Origin of the sequence: Pararhizobium sp. (assembly GCF_035497515.1) — a bacterium.
GTDB lineage: Bacteria > Pseudomonadota > Alphaproteobacteria > Rhizobiales > Rhizobiaceae > Pararhizobium.
Map to the genome: position 1 here is coordinate 1 of NZ_DATJDJ010000218.1, position 21179 is coordinate 21179.

Annotated in this window: 17 protein-coding genes; 3 read left to right on the top strand and 14 right to left on the bottom strand. The window is 60.9% G+C overall.

Going from position 1 to position 21179, the window contains the following annotated elements; all coding sequences use genetic code 11:
• The 13 genes from glgC to VL202_RS22920 form a co-directional block, all read right to left on the bottom strand.
• Positions 1-1012: glucose-1-phosphate adenylyltransferase (glgC, locus tag VL202_RS22860; RefSeq protein ID WP_325466355.1), on the bottom strand; the 1012-nt coding region annotated here is incomplete at its 3' end.
• Positions 1013-1135: 123 nt separating this feature from the next.
• Positions 1136-3346, bottom strand: coding sequence for a 1,4-alpha-glucan branching protein GlgB (glgB, locus tag VL202_RS22865; RefSeq protein ID WP_325466356.1), 2211 nt, complete (start codon positions 3344-3346; stop codon positions 1136-1138).
• Positions 3343-5808, bottom strand: a complete 2466-nt coding sequence (locus VL202_RS22870; RefSeq protein WP_325466357.1) for a glycogen/starch/alpha-glucan phosphorylase — start codon at positions 5806-5808, stop codon at positions 3343-3345. Before VL202_RS22870 ends, glgB begins: the two co-directional genes overlap by 4 nt.
• Positions 5809-6038: 230 nt before the next feature.
• The gene (locus VL202_RS22875) at positions 6039-7316 is read right to left on the bottom strand and encodes a TadE/TadG family type IV pilus assembly protein (protein ID WP_325466358.1); all 1278 of its coding nucleotides are present in this window, start codon (positions 7314-7316) and stop codon (positions 6039-6041) included.
• A gap of 174 nt (positions 7317-7490) precedes the next feature.
• Positions 7491-8369, bottom strand: a complete 879-nt coding sequence (locus tag VL202_RS22880; protein WP_325466359.1) for a transglutaminase family protein — start codon at positions 8367-8369, stop codon at positions 7491-7493.
• A 36-nt stretch (positions 8370-8405) separates the two neighbouring features.
• Positions 8406-10820, bottom strand: coding sequence for a circularly permuted type 2 ATP-grasp protein (locus VL202_RS22885; RefSeq protein WP_325466360.1), 2415 nt, complete (start codon positions 10818-10820; stop codon positions 8406-8408).
• A gap of 8 nt (positions 10821-10828) precedes the next feature.
• On the bottom strand, positions 10829-14158 hold the full coding sequence (locus tag VL202_RS22890; RefSeq protein WP_325466361.1) for a transglutaminase family protein: 3330 nt from the start codon (positions 14156-14158) through the stop codon (positions 10829-10831).
• A gap of 153 nt (positions 14159-14311) precedes the next feature.
• On the bottom strand, positions 14312-14701 hold the full coding sequence (locus VL202_RS22895; protein WP_325466362.1) for a VOC family protein: 390 nt from the start codon (positions 14699-14701) through the stop codon (positions 14312-14314).
• A gap of 22 nt (positions 14702-14723) precedes the next feature.
• Complete coding sequence (locus VL202_RS22900; protein WP_325466363.1) at positions 14724-15104, bottom strand: response regulator; 381 nt, start codon at positions 15102-15104, stop codon at positions 14724-14726.
• Positions 15105-15107: 3 nt separating this feature from the next.
• Positions 15108-17114: a GAF domain-containing protein gene (locus VL202_RS22905; RefSeq protein ID WP_325466364.1), complete on the bottom strand. Its 2007-nt coding sequence runs from the start codon at positions 17112-17114 to the stop codon at positions 15108-15110.
• A gap of 202 nt (positions 17115-17316) precedes the next feature.
• Positions 17317-18093, bottom strand: a complete 777-nt coding sequence (locus VL202_RS22910; RefSeq protein WP_325466365.1) for a VOC family protein — start codon at positions 18091-18093, stop codon at positions 17317-17319.
• A 67-nt stretch (positions 18094-18160) separates the two neighbouring features.
• Complete coding sequence (locus VL202_RS22915; RefSeq protein ID WP_325466366.1) at positions 18161-18649, bottom strand: DUF1579 domain-containing protein; 489 nt, start codon at positions 18647-18649, stop codon at positions 18161-18163.
• A 41-nt stretch (positions 18650-18690) separates the two neighbouring features.
• The gene (locus VL202_RS22920; protein WP_325466413.1) at positions 18691-19419 is read right to left on the bottom strand and encodes a thioredoxin family protein; all 729 of its coding nucleotides are present in this window, start codon (positions 19417-19419) and stop codon (positions 18691-18693) included.
• A 75-nt stretch (positions 19420-19494) separates the two neighbouring features.
• On the opposite strand from VL202_RS22920, the gene VL202_RS22925 reads away from it, so the two are divergent.
• The 3 genes from VL202_RS22925 to VL202_RS22935 all read left to right on the top strand — a co-directional run bounded on the left by VL202_RS22925 (position 19495) and on the right by VL202_RS22935 (position 20872).
• Positions 19495-19941, top strand: coding sequence for a MarR family winged helix-turn-helix transcriptional regulator (locus tag VL202_RS22925; RefSeq protein WP_325466367.1), 447 nt, complete (start codon positions 19495-19497; stop codon positions 19939-19941).
• A 61-nt stretch (positions 19942-20002) separates the two neighbouring features.
• Positions 20003-20401: a VOC family protein gene (locus VL202_RS22930; RefSeq protein ID WP_325466368.1), complete on the top strand. Its 399-nt coding sequence runs from the start codon at positions 20003-20005 to the stop codon at positions 20399-20401.
• A gap of 66 nt (positions 20402-20467) precedes the next feature.
• Positions 20468-20872: a GFA family protein gene (locus VL202_RS22935; RefSeq protein WP_325466369.1), complete on the top strand. Its 405-nt coding sequence runs from the start codon at positions 20468-20470 to the stop codon at positions 20870-20872.
• A 15-nt stretch (positions 20873-20887) separates the two neighbouring features.
• Here the strand turns inward: VL202_RS22935 and VL202_RS22940 are convergent, their stop codons facing one another.
• Entirely contained in the window at positions 20888-21151 is a 264-nt protein-coding gene (locus tag VL202_RS22940) for a hypothetical protein (protein ID WP_325466370.1), read from the bottom strand.
• Positions 21152-21179: the final 28 nt, after the last annotated feature.

Here is a 21179-nt window from a genome sequence, read left to right on the forward strand (position 1 = left end):
TCAGCGATGCGCCCGACACGATGCAATCGCCGGAGACCAGCGACGACACCGCCATGCCGCGCCGGCCGTCCTCGTCGTGCACGAACTTTGCCGGCGGCTTCAGTTCGGCATAGGTCCAGATCGGCCAGTCGCTGTCATAGAGATCGAGTTCCGGGGTGATGTCGGTGAGGTCGATATTGGCCTCCCAATAGGCGTCCACCGTGCCGACGTCGCGCCAGTAGGCCTGCACCTCGGAGGTCGAGCGCACGCAGGACTTGGCAAAGCGGTGGGCGATCGCCTTGCCGCCCTTGACGATCTTGGGGATGATGTCCTTGCCGAAATCGCGGCTGGAGTTCGGATCGGCGGCGTCCTCGCGCAGCAGTTGCATCAGGAATTTCGTCCTGAACACGTAAATGCCCATCGACGCCAGCGCGAAATCCGGCTTGTCGGGAATGCCGGGTGGATCGGCCGGCTTTTCGACAAAGGATAAGATGTTGTCCTTCTTGTCGACATGCATGACGCCGAATCCGGTCGCCTCCATGCGCGGCACCTCGAGGCAGCCTACGGTGACATCGGCGCCGGCATCGACATGCTGGCGCAGCATCAGTTCGTAATCCATCTTGTAGATGTGATCGCCGGCCAGGATGATCATGAATTCGGGGCCGTAGCTCTCGATGATATCGATGTTCTGGTAGACGGCGTCGGCGGTGCCTTCATACCATTGCGTCTCGGAGACGCGCTGGGAGGCGGGCAGGATATCGAAACTCTCGTTTCGTTCTGGGCGGAAGAAGTTCCAGCCATTCTGCAGGTGGCGGATCAGCGAATGCGCCTTGTACTGCGTGGCGACGCCGATACGACGGATACCGGAGTTCATCGCGTTCGACAGGGCGAAATCGATGATGCGGGCCTTGCCGCCGAAATAGACCGCGGGCTTGGCGCGGCGGTCGGTGAGTTCTTTCAGTCGGCTTCCGCGGCCGCCGGCAAGGACATAGGCCATTGCATCACGGGCGAGGGGCTGTATTCGTTTTTCCATTGATTTTCCTCCCGGTAGTATGGTTCCCCGGAGCGGTTTGACCGTTCTTGGGAACAGTATCCTCTCCAAATATTTTTCTGACGCACCGCCTGGACGGGACCCTCCGGTCCTGCCGGCGAAACGCTAATCCTGCTCCAGCATCAATGTCGCCAGGGGCGGCAAGGTGATGGTCGCGGTCATCACACCCGAACTGTTCTTTGTCGCCTGAACGGCGCCTCCATTGCCCTTTCCGCTGCCGCCGTAAATCTCGGCGTCACTGTTGAGGATTTCCTTCCACCGCCCCTCCGCAGGCAGCGGTATCGTGTAGTTCTCGCGGTAGACCGGCGTGAAGTTGCTGATCACGGCGATCATCTTTTCGCCGGGCGCTTTGCGCAGCCAGGCAAAGACCGAGTTTTCGCGGTCGTCGGCGATCAGCCACTCGAAACCGTCGCCCTCGCAGTCGCGGGCATGCAGCGCCGCCTTGTTGCGGTAGGTGCCGTTCAAATCGCGGACCAGCCGGCGCATGCCTTCGTGCATCGGGTATTCGAGCAGGTTCCAGTCGAGCGAGCGATCTTCCGACCATTCGCGCCACTGGGCGAATTCCTGGCCCATGAACAGAAGCTTCTTGCCGGGATAACCCCACATGAAACCGTAATAGGCCCGAAGGTTGGCGAATTTCTGCCAATCGTCGCCGGCCATCTTGGCGATCAGCGCGCCCTTGCCATACACCACTTCGTCATGGCTGAGCGGCAAAACGAAATTTTCGCTGAAGGCATAGAGCAGGCCGAAGGTCAGGTCGTTGTGGTGGTGCTTGCGGTGGATCGGTTCGCGCTGCAGATATTGCAGCGTGTCGTGCATGAAGCCCATGTTCCACTTGAAGCCGAAGCCCAAGCCGCCGGCATGAACCGGGGCGGAGACTTTCGGCCAGGAGGTGGATTCCTCGGCAATCGTGATGATGCCGGGATGACTGCCGTAGACTTCCTTGTTCATCGTCTGCAGGAAGCGGACTGTATCGAGGTTCTCATTGCCACCATATTCGTTCGGCACCCATTCGCCATGCTTGCGCGAATAGTCGAGATAGAGCATCGACGCCACGGCATCGACGCGCAGCCCGTCCAGATGGAATTTTTCCGCCCAGTAGAGTGCGTTGTTGACGAGATAGGAGAACACCTCGGCGCGGCCGAAATTGTAGATCGCGGTGTTCCAGTCGGGGTGATAGCCCTGACGCGGATCCTCATGTTCATAAAGCGCGGTGCCGTCGAACCAGCGCAGGCCGTGGGCATCGGTCGGGAAATGCGCCGGCACCCAATCGAGGATGACGCCGACGCCGACCTTGTGGGCGCCGTTGACGAATCGGGCAAAACCCTCCGGCTCGCCGAAACGGGCGGTCGGCGCGTAGAGCCCGGTCGTCTGGTAACCCCAGGACGGATCGAATGGGTATTCGGTGATCGGCAGGAACTCGATATGGGTAAAGCCCATATCGACGCAGTAGGGGATCAGCCGTTCAGCCATCTCGTCCCAGGACAGCATGCTGCCGTCATCGCGCAACTGCCAGGAAGCGGCATGGACCTCGTAGATCGAGATCGGTTGCCGGCGGGCATCGACGCTGGCCCAATGGGCACGATGCGCCTCGTCCTGCCAGACCTGCTCGATTTCGCCTGTCGTCATCGAGGCGTTTTTCGGTCGTAGCTCCGAGCGGCGGGCGAAGGGGTCGGCCTTCAGCGGCAGAACCTCGCCGTTCTTGCCGACGACCTCGTATTTGTAGATCGCGCCGTTCGGGATATCCGGCAGGAAGATTTCCCAGATGCCGGTATCCTGGCGCAGTCGCATGACGTGGCGGCGGCCATCCCAGTTGTTGAAATCCCCGACTACCGAGACACGCCGGGCATTGGGTGCCCAGACGGCGAAATGGAAGCCGTCGGCGCCATCATGCTTGACGGGATGTGCGCCCATCCTGTCGAAGAGCCGCAGATGCGAGCCCTCGCGGATGTAATAGTCGTCCATCGGCCCGAGCACGGGGCCGAAACTGTAGGGATCGACGACCGTCCATTCGCCGCCGCTGTTGCTCGCCCGATAGCGAACCGGCTGGATCTTCTTGACGGCGACCGGGCCCTCGAAGAAACCGGCATCGTCACGCCGGATGAGCGTGCCGATGTCCTTGCCGGCCAATGTTTCGACGGAAACCGTTTCGGCGCCTGGAATGAAACAGCGGGCGACGAAGTCCTTGCCCGTGGCATGAACGCCGAGGGCGGCAAAGGGATTGCTATGAGTGCCAGCGAGGATCGCCGCAATCTCTTCCGCCGACAGACTGGCTGGCGGAACGGTAGGCGTGGCGTCTTTCGGCACTGATGTCATCCGGCTCTCCAGATTTCCCCGGCATATTGCCGGATTGTACGGTCAGAGGAGAACCAGCCCATGCGCGCGGTGTTGCGGATGGTCTTGGAATACCAGCTCGCCGTGTCGGTCCAGATCGCGTCCACTTCCCGCTGTGCCTTGGTATAGGCATCGAAATCGGCCGCAACCATGAACCAATCATGATTGTAGATGCCGTCGACCAGGCCGGTGAAGCGGTTGCGATCGTCGGGCGAAAAGACGCCGGAGGAAATCGCAAGCAGAGCCTGCGACAGTTCCCGCGACTGTTCGATGATGGCACGGGGATTGTGGCCTTCGGCGCGCACCTTGGCGACTTCGTCCGCCGTCATCCCGAAGATCTTGATGTTTTCTTCTCCGACCCAATCGCGCATTTCGACATTTGCGCCATCAAGCGTTCCGATCGTCAGCGCGCCGTTCAACGCGAACTTCATGTTGCCGGTTCCCGATGCTTCCATGCCGGCCGTCGAAATCTGCTCCGACAGATCGGCCGCAGGCACCATGATTTCGGCCAGCGAGACGTTGTAGTTCGGGATGAAGACGATCTTCAGCAGGCCATGCACCGACGGGTCGTTGTTGATGACCTTGGCGACGTCGTTGGCCAGCTTGATGATCAGCTTGGCGTTGTGATAGCTCGGCGCTGCCTTGCCGGCGAACAGTTTTACACGCGGCACCCATTCGAGTTCCGGATGCGTGCGGATCTGATCGTATAGCGAGATCGCCTCGATGATGTTGAGGAGCTGGCGCTTGTATTCGTGGATGCGCTTGATCTGGATGTCGAACATGGCCGACGGATCGATGCGGATGCCCATGCGGCTTTGCACCAGTTGGGCCAGCTTGACTTTGTTGGAGCGCTTGATGGCGGCGAACTGCTCCTGGAAATCCTTCTTGTCGGCGAAGGCATCAAGGCTCTGCAGAGCTTCGGTATTGTCCATGAACTCGTCACCGATCGCACCGCGGATCAGGGTGACCAAATCCGGGTTGCACTGCATCAGCCAGCGGCGCGGCGTGATGCCGTTGGTCTTGTTGTTGATGCGGTTCGGATAGAGCCGATGCAGGTCGGCAAAGACGGTTTCCTTCATGAGTTCGGTATGTAGGGCGGACACGCCGTTGATCGAGTGCGACCCGACGAAAGCCAGATTGCCCATGCGGACGCGGCGATCGCCGCTCTCGTCGATCAGCGAGATGTTGCGGACCTCCTGGTCCGTATGGGCCTTCTGCTTGCGAGCCTCGAGCAGGATCTTGGCGTTGATCGCGTAAACGATCTGCATGTGGCGTGGCAAAAGCCGCTCGAACAGCGGCACCGGCCAGGTTTCCAGCGCCTCGGGCAGGAGCGTGTGGTTGGTGTAGGAGAAGGTGCGACGTGCGAGGTCCCATGCGGCTTCGAAATCGATGCCGTGCACGTCGGTCAGCAGTCGTACCAGTTCTGCGACGGAAACCGCCGGATGGGTGTCGTTGAGCTGGATTGCCACTTTGTCGGCGAGCGAGGTGAAATCCGGATATTGTTGCAGATGGCGGCGCAGGATGTCTTGCAGCGAAGCGGAGGAGAAGAAGAACTCCTGGCGCAGGCGCAGTTCCTGGCCAGCCGGCGTGGCATCGGCCGGATAGAGCACGCGGGCAAGGCTTTCGGCCTTGTTGCTCTCCCTCAGCGCGCCGATATGGTCGCCGGCGTTGAAGGCATCGAGCAGGATCGGATCGATCGGGTGCGCGGTCCAAAGACGCAGCGTGTTGACGCGCTTGGCGCGCCAGCCGACCACCGGCGTGTCGCAGGCGGTGGCGATGACACGCTCGGCCGGCTTCCAGACGTAGCGGGTCAGTTCCTCGTCGACATTGACGGTTTCGACCGAGCCGCCGAAGCCGATTTCGTAGGAGCTTTCGCGGCGTTCGAATTCCCACGGATTGCCGTGGGCAAGCCAGGTTTCCGGCAGTTCCACCTGCCAACCATCGGCCATCTGCTGTCGGAAAAGACCGTGGACATAGCGGATGCCATAGCCATAGGCCGGGATATCGACCGTGGCCATGCTTTCCATGAAACAGGCAGCGAGGCGACCAAGGCCGCCATTGCCGAGCGCCGCATCGGGCTCCAGCGCAGCGATGATATCGAGATCGACCCCGAAGGAGTCCAGGGCCTCGCGCAACTCGTTCATCAGGCCAATATTGGTGACCGCATCGCGCATCAGGCGACCGATCAGAAACTCCAGCGATAGATAATAGACGCGCTTGGCATCGGTTGCGTAGGTCTTGCGCGTCGATTCCATCCAGTTGTCGGTAATGCGGTCGCGAACGACCAGGATGGCGGCCGTCAACCAGTCATGCGGCTTGGCGACCTTTGGATCCTTGCCGATACGATAGGTGAGGCGCTCGATGATTTCCTGGGCGAGAACTTGTGAACTCGAGGCGCGGGGAGCAGCGCTCGGGATGCTTTCGTTGGACAAACGATCGATCATGGAAACAGGCTTACCCTTCTTGCAGTTTGGGAGACCGCAGGCCGAACACCAACGGGGCATATAAGCGATTTATGCACCGATACGAAGCGCTTGCAATAGTGTTTTCAATAAGATGAAATTTGTAGAGGGGTGGCGTTCGAAACGGCTTGCGAATTGCCGGATGCGGTGCGGAAGACGCAAAAGCCCGCCTCGATTTCTCGGGCGGGCTTTCAATGGAAACGAGAAAGTTATTACTGCGTCAGGCGGACGGTTACCTCGGAAGCCTTCTCGCCGATATATTTGAAGGCGAGGTTCAACTGGTCGGCGTCTTCAGCAGCAAAGTAATACTTTTCTGTTGTGGTATCGTCGGTCGCGCAGGCATCCAGCAGTTTCTGGCCGCGATCCGGTGCCATGAAGGCGATCGTGAAGACTGTAAAGCCGGCTGTTTTTGCCTTGGTGCAATAGTCCAACGTTTCAGTATCGGACTTGTCGCCGTTGGCGGCAGATTGTTTGCCATCGTAGTAATTGTTTTCCCCGTCAGTCATGAAAACGATGTATTTCTTCGGCACCTGGCCGTTTTTCAACTTATGCTCGGCCTCTTCCTTCAGCGCGCCAGCGCTGTTCTTGGCCAGCAGGCTGTTATAGCTGTTCTTGAACGCCGCGCTGGAGTCGGTTGATCCGGTAGCCGTCAGGTTCCCGACATAAGAAGAAACGCCAGTGACGCCCCAGGCCAGAGGGGATTCCGCCTGCATCGTGTTGTTGTAGGATACGCCGCCGGTACGCACCAAGGTCGAGGTGGAGTCAGCCGTCTTCAACTCCAAAAGGAGGCTTGCGCCGGCCGTTTTCAGCGCCTCGATTTTCGTGATGTAATTGGTGACATATCGTGTGCACGTCTTGGGCCTGTTGTTCGTGCCACAGTTGTAGCTTTCAGGTTTGGTCGGGCTGACGGAGTTGATGGTCGCCGTATCTTCTCCCATGGAGCCGGAGCGGTCGAGGACGAGGAACATGGACAGGGCATTCTTGGCTTCCGTTGAACTCAGCGACCGGCTGACCGTGCTGATTTCGACAGTTTCTTTGCCTAGCAGTCGTGTCAAGGCATTGAGCGGAAGATCGAGTTTGGAGGAGACCTCGACAGTGTAGGTCTTGCTATTGCCAACCGCGGCCGTTTTTTCGGTGATGTCAGCTGTTGTGTTGCTGCTGAGCGCAAGATCGAAGGCGGCCTTCGCCTCATCCGTCATGTCGGCAGACAAGTAGTTTCGCGATTGCGTTTTCACAAAGTCCTTGGCGAGTGCCTTTGCCTTCTCGATGGTCAGCCCCTCATTCACGAGAGCGGAGGATGCGGCAAGGGCGGCCGCGTCCGTTGCGTCCTGCAACTGGTCCTTGGCCATCATCATATTGGTCATGTCGATCGCGACACCACCGGTAGCGAACACAACCGGAACCAGCAGCGCGGCCATCATTGCGAAGTTGCCGGACTTGTCGCCAATCAAGTTTGAGCAGGACTGCAGGAAAGTTGAGCGCTTTGCCATGTTACTCACTCGGAACGGGACTAATGATCGATTAGGTCACGATATCCGAGAATTCTTACGGTTCGGTTCCCCTCAACCGTCGGTTTTTACTATAATTTTAGCGATCCCTGTGATTCGGCCTCTTGAGGCTTGGGGCACTGTCCGAAATCGAGACGCGGAGGATCCCGTTTTGGGTCACTGCAACGGGATGACATCCACGGCCTGTTCCGTCTTGTGTGATCCGTAGCTTTTCAGCACACCGATGACCGGTGCGACGTCGCCGTAATCGCGGCCGTGGCCGACGACAATGTGATCCAGTCCGGCAAAAATATTGTTGGTCGGGTCGAGCTCCAGCCAGCCGGAGGTCGATCCGCACCAGAAACGCACCCAGGCATGCATGGCGTCGGCCCCTTCGAGGCGTTCCTTGCCTGGCGGCGGGATGGTTCTGAGAAAGCCGCTGACATAACCGGCGGGGATGCCGAGGCTGCGCAGCGCTGTTATCATCACATGGGTGAAATCCTGGCAAACGCCGCGCTTGAGCTTGAAGGCCTCGCGCGGTGTCGTATCGACGGTCGTTGCCTTCGGGTCATAAGTGAAATCCCGGTGGATCTGGGCGCATATGGCCGTGGCGATCTGGCGGACCGTCATGTCCGGTTTGGCGATCTTGCGCGCATAGGCTGCGATTGCCGGGTCTTCCGGCAGGCGCGGGCTGGCGCCTAGGAAATGATGCGGCGAATTGGCGTCAAGCGACCAGACATTGGCGATGTCGGCGGGAAAGCCGGCGAGATCCGGCGAAAAGTCCGCCGTCAGCCCCTGCGCCTCAAGCTGGATGCGCGCCTGCATGCGGATGACCAGTTTCTCATGCGGCTTGCGAAACAGGATTGAGGTCGACGGGTTAGCGAAGAAGTCGACGGCATCGGTGCGCTCCTCCGGCGTCGGCGTGCAGGTGACGGTGCCGGCGACCAGCCGCTGGCGGTCGGGAAGCGAGACCGGAAGCACGCGGACGATATGGCGGCCACCGGAAACCGGGACTTCGTACGTATAGGTTATCCGCAGATTGATGTCGTAGAGCATGGTCTCTCAAATCCGGCGCAGGCGATTTGGCATATTCTATCCGAGATAGGTTTGCGCGAGGATGTCCGAGAAGCGCCCGAGCTCCTGCTCCAGTTTGCCGTAGACCGTCGCGTCCATGGCTTCGGGCGTCATGACCGCCAGACCGGCATGTAGCCGCATGGCTTCGCGATAGAAGGGCGACATCTGGCCGTTGGTGAAAGCCTTCGGCAGTTGCTCGACTTCGGCCTTGATCTCGTTCAACTGGTAGAGGATCGAGCGCGGGTTGAGCGGGTCAAGCGCCAGAAGGTCTGTGACCGTGAGCGAGGCCGTGTTGACGTTGTAGCGGCGGCGATGGGTCATGACGCTGTCGCCGATTTCGAGCAGCATGTCATAGGCGCCGTCAGGCGCATCCTCGCCGGAGAGATGGCCGAGCAGGCGGGTCATGTGCAGGCCGCGTTCCAGATAGCGGCCGATCGACAGGAAGCGCCAGCCGGTGAAGCGATACATGTTTTCATGCACCAGGCCGGCAAAGCCCGCCAGCTTGCGCAGGAGAATGGTCATGGCATGGGTGGCGTCGTCGCCGGCCTGTACCGTCGACTGGAATTTTCGCGCCGTCTTGGCGAGGTCGTTGAGCGCCAGCCAGCCATCGGCCGAAAAGCGGTCGCGGATATTGCTGGCGGAAAACAGGGCGCTGTCGATATTGGCCAAGAGGCTGTCGGGAACGGCTTGTTTCGTGTCGATGTCGAGGTTTGCCAGATACTCGGTGATATCCTTGAGCAATGGCATCTCGCTGTTGGCGGACTCGGCATAGCGGCCATGCCAGGCGCGCAGAATACGAAGCGCGCCTTCCGCCCGCTCGATATAGCGGCCGAGCCAGAAGAGATTGTCGGCCGCACGGCTCGGCAGGCTGCCGGGCATAATGCGGATGAAGCTTTCCTCGGCCGGTAGCAGTGTCGAGCGCTCGACGGGCTTTTCACTGACGATCCAGACGTCGGCGGCCGAACCGCCGGCCTGCATGGCGATCGCGGCGGCGTCGGCGCCGGAGCCGATGCGGGCAAAGCCGCCCGGCATGACCTGCCAGCCGTCGCGGGTGCGGGCCGCATAGACCCGCAGGCTCATCGGGCGCGGCGTCAGCTTGCCGTTGACCCAGGCGGGCGTCGTCGAGAGCGTCACGACTTCCTGGCCGACGAGTTTCGGCCCGTCGGTGAGCAGCCAGTCGGCGACGGAGGTCTTGGCGGTTTCGCGCAGCGATGAACCGAGAACAGACTGGCCGTTGTCGTCGAAGAACGGCCGGGTGGAATAGGCGGGACCGATAACCATCTTCTCGATATTGCCGGCGACCTGATCGCGCTCGGGTTGCTGGCCGCACCACCAGGTCGCGATGCTCGGCAGCAGCTGATCCTCGCCGAGAAGATGCCGACAGATGTTCGGCAGGAAGGCGAGGAAGGCGCGGGTTTCGAGAATGCCGGAACCGAGCGAATTGACGATCGACACGGATCCCGATCGCAATGCCTCGACGATGCCGGGCGTGCCGATATGCGAGCTCTGGTTCAGCTCCAGCGGATCGGCGAAGGCGGCGTCGAGGCGTCGCCAGAGCACGCCGACGGGTTTCAGGCCCGCGACGGTGCGCACCATCACCCGGCCATCGACGACGGTCAGGTCCTCGCCCTCCAGCAGCATGAAGCCGAGATAACGGGCGATATAGGCGTGCTCGAAATAGGTTTCGTTGGCGACGCCGGGCGTGAGGACGGCGATGCGGTCGTCGGGATGTTTCTTGCGCGCCTGCAGCGTATCGCGGAAGGCACCGAAGAAGCCGGCGAGGCGATGCACATGGGTTTCGGCATAGAGGTCCGAGAAGGCGCGGGTGGTGGCGACGCGGTTTTCGAGTGCAAAGCCGGCACCCGAGGGGGCTTCGGTGCGGTCCGACAGGACCCACCAGTTGCCGTCCGGGCCACGGCCGATCTCGAAGGAGACGAAATGCAGGAAATGGCCGTCGGCCGGCAGGACGCCGACCATCGGGCGCAGGAATTCGGGGTTGGATGCCACCAGCGACGGCGGCAGGAAGCCTTCGGCGACCAGCCGGTTGGAGCCGTAGATATCGGCGGCGATGCGTTCCAGCAGTTCGGCGCGCTGAATGAGGCCCTTGGAGACGGCCTGCCATTCGTTGCCGTCGATCAGCACCGGAACATGAGAGAGTGGCCAACTGCGTTCCGAATTTTCCTTGGTTCCATAGGCACGGTAGAACACGCCGGCATCGCGCAGGTATCGGTCGGCGCGGGCAAAGCGGTTGGCCAGTTCCGTTTCGTCCATGCGGCCGATGGTGGAGAGAAGATACTGCCAGACGGGGCGGACATTGCCATGCGTATCGAGCATTTCGTCGGCAATGCCGGGAAGCGCGCGATAGCCAAAAGCCGGATCGTTTCCGGTCCTGTTTTCGTTTCGTATCGCTTCTGCCGTCTGCTTCCTGGACATTGACGTCTTTACACTCCTGGCGGACGCCGAAGGTCGAGCGTCAGCGGAAATTCTGCTGATGGCGCTTCCGGCACAAGGGCGTAGGCGCCGGCAGTGTGGCCCCACGGCTCGAAGCGTGCCAGTCTGCGGGCTTCCGCCTCATTGCCGTTCACCGGGAACGTGTCGTAGCTGCGCCCGCCCGGGTGGGCAACATGATAGATGCATCCGCCGATCGAACGCTTCGACCATGTATCATAAATGTCGAATGTAAGCGGTGTGTTAACCGGCAAAGTGGGATGCAAACCCGACACCGGTTGCCATGCCTTGTAACGGATGCCGGCAACGGAAACGCCATTGAAGCCGGTCTTGGTAAGCGGCAGCGCACGGCCGTTGCAAGCGACCGTGTAGCGCTCCGGATTGGCAGTTTCCAGCTTGACCTGCAGCCGCTCGACCGAGCTGTCGACATAGCGCGCGGTGCCGCCGGGGGCGCCTTCCTCTCCCGTGACATGCCAGGGTTCGAGCGCCTGGCGCAGTTCGAGCTTGGCACCTTCGTATTCGACCTCGCCGCAGAACGGGAAGCGGAATTCAAGCTGGGCCTCGAACCATTCGGGGCGCAGATCGAAGCCGTTGGCACGCAGGTCGTTGAGGAGATCGAGGAAATCCTGCCAGACATAGTGCGGCAACATGAAACGGTCATGCAGTGTCGTGCCCCAGCGCACGAGCTTGCCTTCGGCCGGGTTCTGCCAGTAGCGGGCGATGATGGCGCGCACCAGAACCTGCTGGGCAAGGCTCATGCGGGCATTCGGCGGCATTTCGAAGCCGCGGAACTCGATCAACCCGAGGCGCCCGGTCGGACCATCGGGCGAAAACAGCTTGTCGATGCAGATTTCCGAGCGGTGGGTATTGCCGGTGACGTCGGTCAGGAGATTGCGGAACAGGCGGTCAACCATCCAGGGCAGGGGCGCTTGCGCCATGCCGGGCAACGGCACCTGCGCCATGGCGATTTCGAGTTCGTACAGCGTGTCGTGCCGGGCTTCGTCGATGCGTGGCGCCTGGCTGGTCGGGCCGATGAACATGCCGGAAAACAGGTAGGACATCGACGGATGGCGCTGCCAATGGAGAATCAGGCTTTTCAGCATGTCCGGGCGGCGCAGGAACGGGCTGTCGTTCGGGTTCCGGCCGCCGACCACGACATGGTTGCCGCCGCCGGTGCCGGTGTGGCGGCCGTCGATCATGAACTTGTCGGCGCCAAGCCGTGTGAGGCGGGCCTCCTCGTAGATCGCCGTGGTGATCGAGACGCAGTCCTTCCAGTTCGAGGCCGGATGGATGTTGACCTCGATGACGCCGGGATCGGGGGCGACGCGCATGACATTGAGCCGCTCGTCCTGCGGCGGCGAATAGCCCTCGATATGGATCGGCAGACCAAGATCGGCCGCAGATTTTTCGGCCGCCGCGATCAGGTCGAGATAATCCTCGATGCGCTCGACCGGCGGCATGAAGACGCACAGACGGCCATCGCGCGGCTCGACGCTCATGGCAGTTCGGACAGCGCCCCGGATGTCGCCCTTGGAACCGGCGATATTCTGCTCGTTGCGATCCTGTTGCGGTTCGCTTGCCTTGCGGGATGCCTGCACCATTGTCCGGGCCGGGGCGCTGTAGTCCGGCAGCGGGTGACGCGGGATCGATGGATCCGCCTCGTGGATATACGGATATTCCGACGGCGGGACGTAGGGCAGCGTGCCGAGCGGCATGCGGAAGCCAATCGGGCTGTCGCCGGGGATCAGGAAGATCTTGCCGCGACGGGTTTTCCATTTTTCGCTGACCCAGCGGCGTCCATCGGCTTTGGCATTCCAGGCTTGCACTGGCAGGATGTAGCCGGTTGCGGTCGTCAGGCCGCGTTCGAACACCTTGGCGATGCGGGCGCGTTCCTCCGGGCTTTCGAGCTTGGAGTTGGACGGATCGACGTTTTCCGGCAGGCTGCCTTCCTTGATGATCCATTCAGCCGGATCCTCGAAGGCGGGAATGATCATTTCCGGCTCGATCTCAAGCTCGGCCGCGATGCCGTTCAGCAGGGCTTCCGCCTCCTTGGCTGTGACCTTGGTATCCTGGCCTTCGGCGGCGATCAGATCCGGATCGTGCCAGATCGGCTTGCCGTCCTTGCGCCAGTAGAGCGAGAAGGTCCAGCGCGGCAGGCTTTCGCCCGGATACCACTTGCCCTGGCCGTAATGCAGGAAACCGCCGGGGGCGAAGCGTTCGCGCAGCCGCCGGATCAGTTCGTCGGCCTTGTCGCGCTTGGTCGGGCCGACAGCACCGGTGTTCCATTCTTCCGATTCGAAATCGTCGATGGACACGAAAGTTGGCTCGCCGCCCATGGTGAGGCGGACATCGCTGGCGTTCAGCACTTTGTCGACGTGCTCACCCAGCGCATTTAGCGCCTCCCAGCTTTCTTCGGAAAATGGTTTTGTGATACGCGGGTGTTCGGCGACGCGCGAGACGGTCATCGCGAAATCAAAGCTGGTGTTGGCATCGCCGTAAAGGCCGCCGGAAATGGGGGCGGCGTTGCGGTAATGTGGGGTGGCGGCCAGCGGAATATGGCTTTCGCCGGTCAGAAGGCCGGAGGTCGGGTCAAGGCCGACCCAGCCGGCGCCGGGAATATAGACTTCGCACCAGGCGTGCAGGTCGGTGAAATCGACCTCGGTGCCGGACGGTCCGTCGAGCGCCTTGAGATCCGGTGCAAGCTGGATCAGGTAGCCGGAGACGAAGCGGGCAGCGAGGCCGAGATTGCGCAGGATCTGCACGAGAAGCCAGCTGGAATCGCGGCAAGATCCGAGCGCCAGCTGCAACGTCTCTTCCGGCGTCTGGACGCCGGGCTCCATGCGGATGACATAGTTGACCTTCTGCTGCAGGCGCGCATTGAGACGGACGATGAAGTCGATGGTGCGCATCGGCGTCAGGTCGCTGCCCTTGACGTAGTCTTCCAGCGCCGGGCTCATCGGCTCCGGCAGCATGTAGATTTTCAGGTCGTCGCGGATGTCTTCCGGATAGGTGAACGGAAACATCTCGGCTTCTTCCTCGATGAAGAAGTCGAACGGATTGTAGACCGTCATGTCGGCGACGAGATCGACCTCGATCTTCAGCTCGGTAACCGGGTCGGGAAATACGTAGCGCGAGAGGTAGTTGCCGTAGGGGTCCTGCTGCAGCGTCACGAAATGGTTTGCCGGCGTGACCTTGAGCGAGTGGCTGATCACCTTGGTCTTGGAATGGGCGGCGGGTTTCAGCCGGATGATCTGGGGTCCGAGCCGCACGGGCTTGTCATATTTATAGTGTGTGAGGTGATAGATGCTTGCCTTGATCGCCATGCGGATCTTTGTCCCCTCGATGATGGGTCTTTGCCATCCTTGGGAAGATTTTGTGCAATGCAAAGAGAGATTGCAAGGCGCAATTCCGAACAGGAAGATTCATTTCCCATGGGTTACGCCGCAGAGTTCTCACGCTGATGAAAGTTCAAGCGGTTAGCCCAGTTCTTGGGCAATTTCCCAGACGTGGCCGGAGGGGTCGGCGAAGGCTGCGGTGCGGCGGCCCCATGGACGGTCTGTCGGGCCGTTCAGGAACGTGACGCCCAGGGCGCGCAGACCGGCACATGTGGTGTTCACGTCATCGACCCGGATCGTCAGCAGGATGCGCGAGCCGGCGCTGGATGGCGCGACGGGCAGCGGTGTGACGAGTGCCGGCGCTTCGGTCGCCTGAAGCAGGTTGACCATCAGGCCACCGAATGTCAGCACGGCGGAAACCGCGTCCTGATAGACGATCTCCGGCGCGAAGACCCTCTGGTAGAACGCCTTGGCCTCGTCGATATCGTCTATAAACAGGGTGACGACTTCGATGGCGTTGAGCTTTGTCATGACCCGATCCCTCCCTTGCCGGTCAATGCCGGGCCATGCGGTGCAACGTGGCGGTGAGCTTGGTACTGTCATAGGGTTTCGGAAAGAAGACGCTTCTTTCCGGCAGGTCGAGGTCCGCGATTCGCCGATGACCCGACGTGATGATGATCTCGATCGGTGGCCAGCGGTCGCGCACCGCGGCGGCCAGCATCATGCCATCGATGCTGCCGGGCATGTCGATGTCGGTGAAGACGATGCGGATATCGGTGCGGGATTCGAGGATGGCGACGGCCTCGTCGGCATTGGTGGCCTCGATTGCCTCGAAGCCCGCGTCTTCCACCAGATCCACCGCCATCATCCGCAGCAGCGGCTCATCTTCGACGACGAGAACGATGCGTTTGCTGATGGGTTTCGACTGCGCCATGATTTACTTCGCCTGCTGGAGCTGGGAAAGAACGGCAGTCATTTCCACCATGAACCCTGAAGGGTCGTAACTCGCGGTAACGTCCCCGGTTCCCGTGAGTCCCATATTTATCAATCGCGAGCCGAAACCCTTGCTTTTGGGCGGTGATGCCGGTGGACCACCATCTTCTTTCCATTCGAAATGGAACGTGGCCTGATCTCCGGTGCCATTGATCGACCAGTTGATCGACACGCGACCGGCCGGGCTTGAAAGCGATCCGTATTTCACGGCGTTGGTCGCCAGTTCATGCAGCAGGAGGGAGAGGGAAAGGCTGCTCCTCGGGCCGAAGGTGAAGGCCGGTCCGCTGACATCGAAGCGGTCGGACATTCCCAGTGTTTCAAGGCTGCTTGCAACGAGCGTGGCGACATCGGCGCCGGTCCAGTTCTGCACCAGCAGCGCATCATGCGCGGTGCTGAGCGCCTGCAGACGTTTTTCGAAATTCAGGACATGATCGCGCTCCGTCACAGGACGCAAAGTTTGCGAGGCGATTGCCTGCACCATCGCGAACGTGTTCTTCAGGCGGTGGCCGATTTCGTTGTTGAGCAGGTTCTGATCAGCCTCGGCCTGCAGCCGGGCAAGCGCACTCTGGATACGATTTCCGAAGCTGCGGATGAAGGATAGCTCTTCCTCGCTCCATTCATAGGGGCGATCGTGGTGGACGAAGACAATGAGGCTGAACTTGCCGTGATCGAAAATCGGCAGGTTGACGAGGACCCGGATGCCGATCGCGAGCAATGCCTCGGCGTCGTCGGCGGTGCGCGGGTCGGTGGTGACGTCCGTGATGACAACCGGCAAGCCTTGTTTCAGGTCGTCGATGAAGGTGCCGTAGGAGCGGAGAGGGTGGACGCCCGCGAGGCTGGCGATGCCGGGTGCCCGCCATTCAGGCTGCATCAGCATGGTTTCCGAAGCGCTGTCGACAATGCCGAACCCGGCGCGGCTCGCATCCAGCGCCTTGGCCATGAGGTCGGAGGCAACAAGCGCCATGGATTCGATGTCGTCGAGATCGCGCAGCCGGTCGCCCAGCGCAAGCAGCGCTTCCGTGCGGGCGATCGAGCGCTTCTGCGCGGTAATGTCCTGGACGGTGCCGAGCATGCGCACGGGCCTGCCGATGGCATCATGCTCGAAAGTGGCATGGCGAGCGATCCAGCGGACACCGCGATCGGCCGTTGAAATCCGGTATTCGACATCTGGCTCGGCATTGCCATCATTGCGGCTTGCGTCATGCGATTGCAGCCCGCGATCCTCGGGGAGCACCATGTCCTCGAATACGCTGGCGGGATAGGAATCCGCCGGCGCCATGCTGAAGATGCGGCAGAATTCGGCTGAGCCTTTCACGCTGCTGGTGGCAATATCGACCTCGAAGGTGCCGATGCGCCCGGCTTCCTGAGCGGCCAAGGTCTTGCTGGCGCTGGTGCGGATGCTGGAGGCGATCGATTTCTGGCGCTTGAACAATTCGTCCTTGCGGCGCGAGACGCGGCGCGCTTCCAAAAGCAGGATCACCTGCCGCGCCAACGCTTCCAGCGCTTTCCTCTGGGGCTCGTCCAGCCCTTGAGGTCGCGCCATCGTATCGATAACGCAGAGCGTGCCGATGATGGTGCCGTCCGGCGTGATCAACGGGGCGCCGGCGTAAAAGCGGATATGCGGCTTGCCGACGACAAGCGGGTTCGTGCTGGTGCGTGGATCCTGCGTCAAATCGGGGATGACGAGGACATCCGGACTGCCCATGGCATTGGCACAGATCGATTGGCCGATCTGTGTTTCGCCTGCCTCGAAACCGACGCGCGCCTTGAACCATTGCCGCCCGATCTCGACGAGACTGACGAGCGCCGAAGGTGTCTTGCAGGCGATCGAGGCGACCAGCACGATATCATCGAATTCCGGCTCTGGCGGCGTATCCAGGATGTCGTAAGCTTCGAGGGCTTCGAGGCGTTTCTGATGGTCTATGTCGGTGGCGTCGAGCAACGAGGGCAACGAAATCTCTTCAATATAACAGATGCATGGACATGCCCGCTGCCGGCATGGACTGGTCATGCGTCCGCGCGCCTTCGAAATCTAACGTGCCTTGGTCTCCCGTCAAGGCAGTCACGCCGATGTGTTTACGATAACGGCTTGCCGCCGACAGGAAAGGCACCGCCGGTGGACCGGCGATGCCTTCGAAACGCAGGATTTGAGGTCAACGCTTCATCGAGACGAGATTGAAATGCGCCCCTTGCGGATCGACGCAATTAACCACCCATGCGCCGCCGGGCACTTCCATCGGGCCGTTGACGACCTTGCCGCCTCTGGTGTTCGACCGTTCGATCGAGGCATCGAGGGCCTGGACGTTGAAGTAGAAGCCCCAATGCGGCGGTGCCGGCATCTCCGCGGGCTTGGTCATCATGCCGCCGATCCGGGTGCCGTCATGGGCGAAGATCTGGTAGTCGCCCATCTCGCCCATCGGTATGGCCTGGTCCTTCGTCCAGCCGAACATTTTCTGGTAGAAGGTCAGGGCGGTTGAGAGATCGCCGGACATCAGTTCGTGCCAGCCGACATTTCCGTCCGCCATCTGCGAAATCTCGGGCATTTTGCCGTCGCCATCGCCCTTGAACAGGGCAAACACCGCGCCGTGCGGATCGGTGACGATCGCGAAGCGGCCGATGCCCGGAATGTCCTCCGGTTCGCGATGCACGGTGCCGCCCAGTTCTGCAAGCTTCTTGGCGGCGGCATCGACATCATCGACACCGATATAACCGAGCCAGGCCGGCGGAACGTTCATCTTCAACGCATTTTCCGGCATTGTCATCAGACCGGCGATGCGGGCGTCACCCGCCTTGAACAGCGTATAATCCACGCCAGGCATGCCGGAATCGACCGAGTTCCAGCCGACCACGTCGTCGTAGAATGCTGCGGCTGCCATGGTGTCGGTGGTCATCAGTTCGTACCAGACGAACGCGCCGTGTCCCTTGCTCATTCTCATCCTCCTCTTGTGTTTTCGCATGGTCGCCCGGCTGAAAAGCCCGGCTTGTGGAAACAGGCTGTCAGAGTGTCGACAGGCGATGATAATCGCATGACATGATCGGCTTCCATGTTCCGTCGGCCGTCTGGACGCGGGACGAGAAGTTTCGCCTGTCCGCGCCTTGAATGGTCAGGATGTCCTGATAACGGGCCGTGCGCCCGACAGTCTCGAAATCCGGGCCGTCGCAGTCGAGTGTCAGGATCGTGCCGGTCTCATCGAGCGTGCCTTCGTAAACCCAGAGGTTGGTCATGGCGGAGCTGACAAAGGATCCGACGTAACGCTTCTTCAGCGGGTCGAAGCCCAAAGACAGAATATTGGTTGCCGAACTGCCATCCGGCATGGAGCCGGTCGTCTCGCAGACGACCCAGGCTCCACCGAGGGAGCGCACGGTTTCTTCCCATTTTCCGCCGGGATCGCCGTGATCGCTTGCGTCGGGCATATCGAAGACGAGGCGCCATCTGCCGACCAACTGTTCAAGCCAGCGATGTTCGTTCACAAGCTCTGTCTTCATCGCCGCATTCTCCTCTCAGGTGCGATTGCCGATCAGTTGCGTCAGGCGCAGCAGGAATGCGCTTTGGGCGCTTCTTCGTATTCGTCGTGCCGCTTGACGAAGCTGAGCGTCCCCGTCTCGTTGCGGCCTTTCGGCGCCCTGTCGAGGATCATCAGCGTGGTGAGGATTTCCTCGCCGCCCCGGGCATAATCGGAATAGGTATGGTAGATCGTGCCGTCCTCGTCGCGGAAGAAGACACTCATCCCCGGTAGTTCGTCATGGGCCTGATCGCGCGGGGTTTCGCGGAAATTGTAGAACACCGCGCCGCTGTCGAGTTCCTCCTTGGTGAAGGAGACATGGTAGTCGAAATTGAAATCGCTGCCGAAGGAAGAAACCCAGGGGGCTTTCCAGCCCATGCGCTTCTTGTAGGCCTCGATCTTGTCGAGCGGTGCGCGGGAGACGTTGACATAGGTGACGTCGTGATTGTTGAGATGGGCAAGCGTGCCGTCGATATGATCGGCCAGGAAGGAGCAGCCGGGGCAGCCGGCGTCCCAGTCAGGGCCGAACATGAAGTGATAGATTATCAACTGGCTGCGGCCGTCGAACAGGTCGGCCAGCGTCTTCTTTCCCGTCGGCGTGTCGAATGTATAATTCTTGTCGACTTTGACCCACGGCATGGCCTGGCGTTCGGCGCGGATCCTGTCGCGCAGCTTCGTCTCTTCCTTTTCGGTGGCGAGCAGTGCCCTGCGGGCATCGAGCCATTCCTCGCGCGATACAACCGGATTGTTCAACATCGTTCATTCCTCCTCAAGAAATCGCGTTTCGTTCCCGTTGACTAAATAGGTTGATATCAACATTATTGCGATATGTCAAAGCTCATCGTGATTCCCTTCGAAACCACCCTGCATGTGCGCGACTGCTGTTTGTGCCTTCACGTGCAGCGCGCCGCGCGGGCCTTGGCGCGCAAATTCGACGAAGCGTTGCGGCCCTTCGACCTCACCAATGGGCAGTTTTCGCTGCTGATGTCGCTCAATCGGCCGGAGCCTCCGGGCATGGGGCCGGTTGCGCATCTGCTTGCCATGGACCGGACGACGCTGACCGCCGCGCTGAAACCGTTGGAAAAGCGCGGCCTGCTCGAGACGGTGACGGATGGAAGGGATCGTCGGCTGCGGCGGATGAAGCTGACGCCGGCGGGCCACGCGCTCCTGTCGCGGGCGGTGCCGGTCTGGGCGAGCACCCATGCCGATGTTGATGCGGCCCTCGGCGAGGGCCGTCCGGACCGCTTGCGGTCCGACCTTCTCGCCCTAGCTTAGACGCCAGCGCCTGTCCGCTCGGACAAGGCAGATACCCAAACATCAGAGGAGGAGACTGTCGATGAGGATGATTTTTGTGAACCTGCCGGTCAAGGACGTATCGCGTTCGAGGGCCTTTTTCAGCGGGCTGGGCTTCAGCTTCAACCCGGATTTTTCCAGCGACGACACGCTGTGCATGATCATCGAGGAAAACATCTTCTGCATGCTGATGCATGAGACACGCTTCAAGGAATTCATCATCCGCGACATCGCCGATACCAGCAAGGTGACGGAAGTGCTGACCGCGCTTTCGGCCGGAAGCCGCGCCGAAGTGGACGAGACGCTTGCCAAGGCGCTTTCGCTCGGCGGCAAGGAATGGCGGCCGGTCATGGATTATGGTTTCATGTATGGCTGCAGCTTTCAGGATCCGGACGGGCACGTCTGGGAACTGGCCTATATGGAGCCGCAACAGGCGGGTTGAGGTGGACGGCGGAAGCGTTCGATTTTCCGGACTGGCGGAGGCGCGCGACAGCAAGGGAGAGCCGGGATGAAAATGACCTACAAGGGAAGCTGCCATTGCGGCAAGGTGCGCTTCGAGGCGGATATCGATCTCGATGCGGGAACGGGCAAATGCAACTGCTCCATCTGCACCAAGCGCCGCGCCTGGAACGCCTTGATCAAGCCGGAGGATTTCCGTCTTCTGTCCAGCGGCGACGAGATGGGTGAATACCAGTTCGGCACGATGAGCGGTCACTATCACTTCTGCCGCACTTGCGGCATCATGCCGTTCAGCGATGGTTATATCGAGCAGATCGGCGGCGCCTTCGTCTCGGTCAGCCTCGCCTGCCTCGACGATCTCGATCCGTCGGTTCTGGCGGAGGCGCCGGTCAGCTACGCGGACGGCCGCAACAATGCCTGGTGGAACACGCCGGCGGAAACGCGGCATCTGTAGCGGCTCGCGATTGCTTCATCCCGTCTTGCGATAGCGGCGGGCGACATAGACCACGTCTCCGCGCGAAAGCCCCTTGTAGAGGGCAGAGCCTTTCGAGCCGGAGAATTCCGTCATGAAATGCCGCAGCAACCGAGACTTGCCGATGCGCTCGCGCTTGCGGGCCTCGGCGGCGTTGAGGGCGGCGACCACGCCTTTCGAGATGTTGCGGTCCTGGACCAGATCAAGGTCGGGTGCATCGAGCTGTCCGCTCAGCCCGGTGAACTGATTCTTCGACCTCATGTCGGCAAAGGTGAACCAACCGCGCGGT

Coding starts and splice junctions, on each gene's coding strand:
- VL202_RS22885 (WP_325466360.1), bottom strand. CDS start 10,820: ATGTCCAGGAAGCAGACGGCAGAAGCGATACGAAACGAAAACAGGACC.
- VL202_RS22940 (WP_325466370.1), bottom strand. CDS start 21,151: ATGAGGTCGAAGAATCAGTTCACCGGGCTGAGCGGACAGCTCGATGCA.
- VL202_RS22890 (WP_325466361.1), bottom strand. CDS start 14,158: ATGGCGATCAAGGCAAGCATCTATCACCTCACACACTATAAATATGAC.
- VL202_RS22895 (WP_325466362.1), bottom strand. CDS start 14,701: ATGACAAAGCTCAACGCCATCGAAGTCGTCACCCTGTTTATAGACGAT.
- VL202_RS22870 (WP_325466357.1), bottom strand. CDS start 5,808: ATGATCGATCGTTTGTCCAACGAAAGCATCCCGAGCGCTGCTCCCCGC.
- VL202_RS22915 (WP_325466366.1), bottom strand. CDS start 18,649: ATGAAGACAGAGCTTGTGAACGAACATCGCTGGCTTGAACAGTTGGTC.
- VL202_RS22900 (WP_325466363.1), bottom strand. CDS start 15,104: ATGGCGCAGTCGAAACCCATCAGCAAACGCATCGTTCTCGTCGTCGAA.
- VL202_RS22935 (WP_325466369.1), top strand. CDS start 20,468: ATGAAAATGACCTACAAGGGAAGCTGCCATTGCGGCAAGGTGCGCTTC.
- VL202_RS22910 (WP_325466365.1), bottom strand. CDS start 18,093: ATGAGCAAGGGACACGGCGCGTTCGTCTGGTACGAACTGATGACCACC.
- VL202_RS22875 (WP_325466358.1), bottom strand. CDS start 7,316: ATGGCAAAGCGCTCAACTTTCCTGCAGTCCTGCTCAAACTTGATTGGC.
- glgB (WP_325466356.1), bottom strand. CDS start 3,346: ATGACATCAGTGCCGAAAGACGCCACGCCTACCGTTCCGCCAGCCAGT.
- VL202_RS22925 (WP_325466367.1), top strand. CDS start 19,495: ATGTCAAAGCTCATCGTGATTCCCTTCGAAACCACCCTGCATGTGCGC.
- VL202_RS22880 (WP_325466359.1), bottom strand. CDS start 8,369: ATGCTCTACGACATCAATCTGCGGATAACCTATACGTACGAAGTCCCG.
- VL202_RS22930 (WP_325466368.1), top strand. CDS start 20,003: ATGAGGATGATTTTTGTGAACCTGCCGGTCAAGGACGTATCGCGTTCG.